Origin of the sequence: Actinosynnema sp. NPDC059335 (genome assembly GCF_042752395.1) — a bacterium.
In the GTDB taxonomy this organism is placed as follows: Bacteria; Actinomycetota; Actinomycetes; order Mycobacteriales; family Pseudonocardiaceae; genus Actinosynnema.
The window spans coordinates 1-7789 of the sequence record NZ_JBHYXZ010000194.1 but is presented as its reverse complement, the minus strand read 5'-3'; the positions used below and the strand labels follow the sequence as shown (position 1 = coordinate 7789).

At 71.4% G+C, this 7789-nt stretch carries 6 protein-coding genes; 4 read left to right on the top strand and 2 right to left on the bottom strand.

The window, feature by feature from the left end:
• Positions 1 to 27: 27 nt before the first annotated feature.
• Positions 28 to 615: a TMEM165/GDT1 family protein gene (locus ACFXGA_RS36050; RefSeq protein WP_378096200.1), complete on the bottom strand. Its 588-nt coding sequence runs from the start codon at positions 613 to 615 to the stop codon at positions 28 to 30.
• A gap of 445 nt (positions 616 to 1060) precedes the next feature.
• On the opposite strand from ACFXGA_RS36050, the gene ACFXGA_RS36045 reads away from it, so the two are divergent.
• The gene (locus ACFXGA_RS36045) at positions 1061 to 3361 is read left to right on the top strand and encodes a RelA/SpoT family protein (RefSeq protein WP_378096197.1); all 2301 of its coding nucleotides are present in this window, start codon (positions 1061 to 1063) and stop codon (positions 3359 to 3361) included.
• Positions 3362 to 3705: 344 nt separating this feature from the next.
• Here ACFXGA_RS36045 and ACFXGA_RS36040 read toward each other — a convergent pair whose 3' ends face one another.
• A complete protein-coding gene (locus tag ACFXGA_RS36040) occupies positions 3706 to 4569 on the bottom strand; it encodes a peptidylprolyl isomerase (protein WP_378096194.1) in 864 nt (287 codons plus the stop codon).
• 146 nt (positions 4570 to 4715) lie between these two features.
• On the opposite strand from ACFXGA_RS36040, the gene ACFXGA_RS36035 reads away from it, so the two are divergent.
• The 3 genes from ACFXGA_RS36035 to ACFXGA_RS36025 all read left to right on the top strand — a co-directional run bounded on the left by ACFXGA_RS36035 (position 4716) and on the right by ACFXGA_RS36025 (position 7414).
• Positions 4716 to 5417, top strand: a complete 702-nt coding sequence (locus tag ACFXGA_RS36035; protein ID WP_378096191.1) for an MBL fold metallo-hydrolase — start codon at positions 4716 to 4718, stop codon at positions 5415 to 5417.
• A gap of 135 nt (positions 5418 to 5552) precedes the next feature.
• Complete coding sequence (hisS, locus tag ACFXGA_RS36030) at positions 5553 to 6788, top strand: histidine--tRNA ligase (protein ID WP_378096188.1); 1236 nt, start codon at positions 5553 to 5555, stop codon at positions 6786 to 6788.
• Entirely contained in the window at positions 6785 to 7414 is a 630-nt protein-coding gene (locus ACFXGA_RS36025; RefSeq protein WP_378096185.1) for a hypothetical protein, read from the top strand. Before hisS ends, ACFXGA_RS36025 begins: the two co-directional genes overlap by 4 nt.
• Positions 7415 to 7789: the final 375 nt, after the last annotated feature.

Sequence of the window (7789 nt, the reverse complement as noted above, 5' to 3'; positions counted from 1 at the left end):
GCTCGGTCGGAGCCCCGCGCACCGGTGTCAGACCAGCTCGCGCACGGCGTCGATCGCCAGCCAGATGCCGAACAGGAAGAACAGGGCCGCCGCGCCGTAGCGGATGGCCTTCTCCGGCAGGTTGCGGCCCAGGGCGCGGCCGATCACGATCGCCAGGGCGTCGGCGGCGACCATGCCCAGGGTCGAGCCGACCCACACGCCGAACCAGCCGTGGTCGGTGGCCAGCGTGATGGTGGCCAGCATGGTCTTGTCACCCAGTTCGGCCAGGAAGAACGCCGTGCCGACCGCGATCACCGCCGACCGGGTCACGCGTTGGGCCTTGGCCTTCTCCTCGTCGGTGAGCGTGTCGCCGCGCAGGGTCCAGAAGCCGAAGCCGATGAACGCGAGCGCCGCGATCAGGTTGATCCACCCGGTGGGCAGGGCCGCGCCCAACCCCGCGCCGATGGCCACCGAGGCCAGGTGCACCAGCGCGGTGGCCAGGGTGATGCCCAGCAGCACCGGCCACACCTTGAAGCGGGTGGCGAAGGTCAGGGCCATGAGCTGCGACTTGTCGCCCAGCTCGGCCACGAAGATCACCCAGAACGACACCAGTGTGCCGACCAGGACTGCGTCCATCTCGAAACCGGTCCTTGTGCTCCGCGCGCCGGACCGTGGGCGCGAACTGCGGGCGACCTCGACCCGGCACTGTGCTGTGCCTGGATCGAAGGTCTCGCCCGCCCCGCCGAGGCGAGGCCGTCCGACCGGATCCGCGAGCGGATCAGTGTGTCGACCGGGACGTTGGGGGCTACTCCCCTTCGCGTTACGCACGGAATACTAGCCGGTCGGGGGCCGTTGACCCAACCGGGTGTGTTCGTCGCCACCGCGGCGCGCGGGCGTGGCCGAGGAGCGCGCGTGGCCGCGGTTCCGGACGGGTTCGGGCTGGTCGGACGTGCTCGCCGGGCGACTGGTCGGACCGAACGGCCGGTGCTGCTCGTCGTGTGAACCGCACCGCTCGTCGGCTCGTCGGCGAGGCGGACCACCCAACGGAGTTATCCTCGGTTCCTAGACCCGAGGAGCGTGGTTGAGCCAGGACACCGAACCAGCGCAGACGACGCAGCCCGTGCCCGCGCGGCCGCCGTCGGCGACCAGGCGCGTCCGCGCCCGGCTCGCCAGGAGGATCACGGCCCAGCGCGCCGCGCCGGTCAAGCAGGTGTTGGAGCCGCTGGCGGCGGTCCACCGCGACCTGCACCCCAAGGCCGACCTGGCGCTGCTCCAGCACGCCTACGACGTGGCGGAGGAGAAGCACCGGCCGCAGCGGCGCAAGTCCGGCGACCCCTACATCACGCACCCGCTCGCGGTGGCGACGATCCTCGCCGAGCTGGGCATGGACACGACCACGCTGGTCGCGGCCCTGCTGCACGACACGGTGGAGGACACCGACTACTCGCTGGACCAGCTCCGGGTCGACTTCGGCACCGAGGTCGCGCTGCTGGTGGACGGCGTCACCAAGCTCGACAAGGTCAAGCTGGGCGCGGCGGCCGAGGCCGAGACCATCCGCAAGATGGTCATCGCCATGGCCAAGGACCCCCGGGTGCTGGTCATCAAGCTGGCCGACCGGCTGCACAACATGCGCACCATGCGGTTCCTGCCGCCGGAGAAGCAGGCCCGCAAGGCCCGCGAGACGCTGGAGGTCCTGGCCCCGCTCGCGCACCGGCTCGGCATGGCGACGGTGAAGTGGGAGCTGGAGGACCTGGCGTTCGCCATCCTCCAGCCGAAGAAGTACGACGAGATCGTGCGCCTGGTCGCGAACCGCGCGCCGTCCCGGGACACCTACCTGGGCGGGGTCATCAAGGAGCTGTACCAGCAGCTCGAGGCGGCCCGGATCACGGCCAAGGTCGAGGGCAGGCCCAAGCACTACTACTCGATCCACCAGAAGATGATCGTCCGAGGCCGGGACTTCGACGACATCCACGACCTGGTCGGCGTGCGCATCCAGGTGGACGAGGTGCGCGACTGCTACGCGGCCATGGGCGTGGTGCACGCGCTGTGGCAGCCCATGCCCGGCCGGTTCAAGGACTACATCGCCCAGCCCCGGTTCGGGGTCTACCAGTCGCTGCACACCACGGTCATCGGCCCGGACGGCAAGCCGCTGGAAGTGCAGATCCGCACGTACGACATGCACCGGACCGCCGAGTACGGCATCGCGGCGCACTGGCGGTACAAGGAGACGCGGGGCACGCACAGCGGGAAGGGCGTCGAGGTCGACGAGATGGCCTGGATGCGGCAGCTCCTCGACTGGCAGCGGGAGGCCGCCGACCCCGGCGAGTTCCTGGAGTCGCTGCGGTTCGACCTGGCCGCGCGGGAGATCTTCGTCTTCACGCCCAAGGGCGACGTGGTGACGCTGCCGACCGGGTCCACGCCGGTGGACTTCGCCTACGCCGTGCACACCGAGGTCGGGCACCGGTGCATCGGGGCCCGGGTCAACGGCCGGCTCGTCGCGCTGGAGCGCAAGCTCGAGAACGGCGAGGTCGTCGAGATCTTCACCTCGAAGGCCGAGGGCGCGGGCCCGTCCCGCGACTGGCTGTCGTTCGCCGCCTCGCCGCGCGCCAAGGCGAAGATCAAGCAGTGGTTCGCGAAGGAGCGCAAGGAAGAGGCCATCGAGGTCGGCAAGGAGGCCATCGCCAAGGAGGTGCGGCGGGTCGGGCTCCCGCTGCAGCGGCTGGTGTCGGCCGACTCGATGGGCGCGCTGTCGAAGGAGCTGCACTACCCGGACGTGTCGGCGCTGTACGCGGCCGTGGGCGAGGGGCACACCTCCGCCCGGCACGTGGTGCAGCGGCTGGTCGCGCAGCTCGGCGGCGTGGAGCACGCCGAGGACGAGCTGGCGGAGCGGTCCACGCCGTCGACCGTGACGCGGCGTCGCGTCACCGGCGACGCGGGCGTCATCGTCAAGGACGCGGCGGACGTGTGGGTCAAGCTGGCGCGCTGCTGCACGCCGGTGCCCGGTGACGACATCCTCGGCTTCGTGACGCGGGGCGGCGGGGTGTCGGTGCACCGGACCGACTGCACCAACGCCGACGAGCTGCTCAAGACGCCCGAGCGGTTGCTGGACGTGGAGTGGGCCCCGTCGTCCTCGTCGGTGTTCCTGGTGGCGATCCAGGTCGAGGCGCTGGACCGGCACCGGCTGCTGTCGGACGTGACGAAGGTGCTGGCCGACGAGAAGGTCAACATCCTGTCGGCGTCGGTGACGACGTCGCGGGACCGGGTCGCGGTGAGCCGGTTCTCGTTCGAGATGGGCGACCCGAAGCACCTCGGGCACGTGTTGAAGGCGGTCCGCAGCGTCGAGGGCGTGTACGACGTGTACCGGGTGACGTCGGCGTCGTGAGCGGTGGCGTCATGGGCGTCGGACCGCCGTGGCGTTGACGTCGTGGGCCGTGGCGTGGCGGCGTGGGTGTTGGTCGGTGTTCGGCGCTGCGGTTCCCGCGGTGCTCGGTAGGTATCGGGTATCGCCTGGGAAGTAGGTATCGAGTATCGCGTGGAAATTGTCGTTCCTCGATAGAGCGCCGGTGGGTTCGCGGGCTGCCGCGAGGACCGTCCGCGTCAGCGAAACGTCATCGGCGGGTGCGACCATCCGGCTGTCGGCCTCGTCCGGGCCGACGGGGAAGGCGCAGGGGCCCGGCTCCGTCGAGAGCCGGGCCCCTGCGCGTCCCTTCCGGTCAGGGGAGTCGGTCAGGCCACCGTCACCGACTCGAACTTGACTTCCTTGTTCGGCTTGCCGCCACCGGGCGACGGGTCGAACGAGCCGTCGTGGCCGGCGCGGGCCACGTCGTCGATCAGCTTCAGCCCGGCCTCGTCGATGCTGCCGAAGACCGTGTAGTCCGGGGAGAGCTGCGCGTCGCCGTAGACGATGAAGAACTGGCTGCCGTTGGTGCCCTTCTGGGTCTCCTGGTCGAGACCGGCGTTCGCCATGGCCAGGTAGCCGCGGCCGTAGGTCAGCTCGGGCCACGTCTCGTTATCGAACGTGTAGCCGGGGCCGCCGGTGCCGGTGCCGGTCGGGTCGCCGCACTGCAGCATCTGCAGGCCCTCGGTGCCGATCCGGTGGCAGGTGCTGCCGTCGTAGTAGCCCTGCTTCGCCAGGTTGATGAAGCTGTTCACGGCGCACGGCGCGAGCGCGCGGTCCAGGGTCAGCTTCAGCTCGCCGATGTTGGCCTTGATGGTGGCGGTCGCGGTGCCGGTCGCCGGGGCGCTGCCCTCGGGGGCCTTCGTGCCCTCCTTGGACGCGGGCTCCTTCGACGGCCGGTACTCGCAGGTCGCCGGGTCCGCGATCGGCGTCGGCCGCGTCGGCAGCGCCTTGACCTCGGTCGGGATCTGGATCGGGGCGGGGGTGGTCGAGCTGGCCCCCGCCGCGTCGTCACCGGTGCTGCCGAAGTCGGCCGTGGCCAGGAAGTACACGCCGCCCGCCACGACGACGACGGTGACCGCCGTCGCGACCACGGCGATGATCCGGCGCCGCTTCGCGCGCTCCGCCCTGCGGACGAGCTGGCGTTCCAGCTTCCGCTTGGCCTGCTCGCGGCGCTGCACGTTGGTCGGCACCTGCAACCTCCCTGATCTCAACGTCGACGGCGACGATCGGTCAGCAGTCTAGGGGGCGCGCATGTGACTGGTGTATGCCGGATAGGCTGCTGACCGGGGTCCACAGGGATCCGTTGTCGATCCGTTGCCGTTCGAGAGGTGATCCCGTGCTGGTGATCGGGTTCCCGACCGGCGCCCTCCAGGCCAACTGCTTCGTCCTGGCCACGGGCGCGGGCGGGCCGTGCGTCGTGGTCGACCCCGGCCAGGACGCGGCCGAGCCGATCGCCGACGCGCTGCGCGAGCACCGGCTCTCCCCGGTCGCCGTGCTGTTGACCCACGGGCACTTCGACCACACGTTCTCCGTCGCGCCGGTGTGCGACGGCAACGACATCCCGGCGTGGATCCACCCCGACGACCGGGAGATGCTGGCCGACCCGCTCAAGGGCATCAGCGCCGAGTCGCGCGCCTTCTTCGGCGGCAACCTGGAGACGAGGGAGCCGCGGGAGGTGCGCGAGCTGGCCGACGGCGTCGACCTCGACCTGGCCGGCCTGCGGCTGACCGTCGACCACACACCGGGCCATACCGGCGGGTCGGTGATGTTCCGCGCCGGGACGGAGGAGGGCGGGCGGCTCGTGCTGTCCGGGGACACCCTCTTCGCCGGCTCCATCGGGCGCACCGACCTGCCGGGCGGCAACCACCGCGCCATGCTGACGTCGCTGCGCACGAAGGTGCTGACGTTGGCCGACGACACGGTGGTGCTGCCCGGCCACGGGCCCACGACGACCATCGGCCGTGAGCGCGTGAGCAACCCGTTCCTGCTGGAGCTGGGCTCACCGGACGCGCCGGCCGCACCGCACCGAGGACTGTAGAGAACAGTGACCACGCCTTCCGCTCCTTCTTCCGGCACCCCGTCCTCCGGCACCTCGTCTGCCGGTACCTCGTCTGCCGGTACCCCGTCCTCCGGCACCCCGTCCTCCGGCACCCCGTTCCAGGCTCCCAAGGGCGTGCCCGACTACTTCCCGCCGACCTCCGCGTCGTTCCTCGCGGTCCGGGACACCCTCGTGGAGTCCGCCCGCCGGGCGGGCTACGGGTACATCGAGCTGCCCGTCTTCGAGGACACCGCGTTGTTCGCGCGCGGCGTCGGCGAGTCGACGGACGTGGTCAGCAAGGAGATGTACACGTTCACCGACCGCGGCGGCCGGTCCATCACGCTGCGGCCCGAGGGCACGGCGGGCGTGATGCGCGCCGTCATCGAGCACGGCCTCGACCGCGGCCAGCTGCCGGTCAAGCTCGCGTACGCGGGCCAGTTCTTCCGCGCCGAGCAGCCCCAGGCCGGGCGCTACCGGCAGTTCCACCAGGTCGGGGTGGAGGCGGTCGGCGTGGACGACCCGGCGCTGGACGCCGAGGTCATCGCGATCGCCGACGCCGGGTTCCGGGCGCTCGGGCTCACCGGGTTCCGGCTGGAGCTGACCTCGCTGGGCGACTCGACGTGCCGCCCGCAGTACCGGGAGAAGCTGCAGGCGTTCCTGGCCGGGTTGCCGCTGGACGCCGAGACGCGGCGGCGGGCGGAGCTGAACCCGCTGCGCGTGCTGGACGACAAGCGGCCCGAGGTGCGGGAGCTGGTCGCCGACGCGCCGCTGATGGTGGACAACCTGTCCGCCGAGTCGCTGGCGCACTACGAGCAGGTCAAGGGCTACCTGAACGACCTGGGCGTGAAGTTCGTGGAGAACCCGCGGATGGTGCGCGGGCTCGACTACTACACGAAGACGACGTTCGAGTTCGTGCACGACGGGTTGGGCGCGCAGTCCGGCATCGGCGGCGGCGGGCGTTACGACGGGCTGATGGAGCAGCTCGGCGGGCAGCCCCTGTCGGGGGTCGGGTTCGGCCTCGGCGTGGACCGGGCGCTGCTCGCGTGCCAGGTCGAGGGCGTGTCGCCGGGTGACGCGGCGCGGTGCGACGTGTACGGCGTGCCGCTGGGCGAGGCGGCGAAGTCGCGGCTGATCGCGTTGTCCGCGCCGCTGCGGGCGGCCGGGGTGCGGTTCGACCTGTCGTACGGCGGCAAGGGCCTCAAGGGCGCGATGAAGGGCGCCGACCGGTCGGGCGCGCGGTTCGCCCTGGTCCTGGGCGAGCGCGACATCGAGGCCGGGGTCGTGCAGGTGAAGGAGCTGTCGTCGGGCGACCAGCGCGAGGTGCCGCTGGACGACGTGGTGACCTCGGTGCTGGAGGCGTTGGGCCGGTGAGCGAGCGGATCCCCCTTGACCTGCTCGACCCGAAGGCGGTGCGCAAGCGCGCGCGGACGGTCGCGATCGGCGCGTTGATCGTCGCGGCGGCGTTCGGCGGGCTGTTGGGGCTGCTCGCTGGCCGGACGGCCGGGTTGGTGGCGGCGGCGGTGTTCGCGGTGCCGTTGTTGCTGCTGGCGTGGTCGGAGGCGCGGCGGCGGGTGTGGTTGGACGGGCACGTGCTGTCCGTCCGGGCGTTCGGGACGCGGTCGGTGGACCTGCGCGCGGCCGACCAGTTGGACCTGCTGGTGACGGACGTGCGCGGGACGCGGACCGTCGGTCTGTTCGTGCGCGGTGGGGGGAAGGCGATCAACCTCGCGTTGGCCATCTACGCGGGGACGGGTGGCCGGGAGCAGGGCGTGCTGCCGTTGCGCAAGCTGGCCGACGTGCTGGCCGGGCGTGGGGACGCGCCGGGGTTGGTGTTCTCGGAGCTGTTGGTGGCGCAGTTGCGGGCGGAGGCGCGGGGGTTGGCGGCGGCCGACCGGCCGCTGTACCGGCTCGGGTCCATGGCGCCGGCCGGGCGGCTGGCCCAGAAGCTGACCCCGGAGGCCATCTCCCGCTTCGTCTCGACCCTCGACGAAGCCTGACCACCTCGCGCGTGTCCTACGTTCGCGTCGCGCGTGTCCTACGTTCAGAACGCGCGTGTCCTACGTTCGCGTCGGGTGTGTCCTACGTTCGGAACGCGTGAGTCGTACGTTCAGAGCGCGAGAGTCCTACGTTCGGGTACCCCGAATTCAACGTTCAGGGGTGGGGCGTGGAGGGCAAAAGATCAAAAGCGTCCTCGCCGGACGGGCAGATCAGCAGGATGACGGGGGTGGGTGGTGAAGCCCCGGTTGCGTCGTGGGTCGGGTTTCGTGTCATCCCGCCGACCTCCACAAGGGCTACCGCACGCGTCAAGGGGGCGGTTCCAGCGTCAGGTGCGGGTAGGGGTGGGAGTGCCCCCTTGACACGCGCGGTAGGGC

Coding starts and splice junctions, on each gene's coding strand:
- ACFXGA_RS36050 (WP_378096200.1), bottom strand. CDS start 615: ATGGACGCAGTCCTGGTCGGCACACTGGTGTCGTTCTGGGTGATCTTC.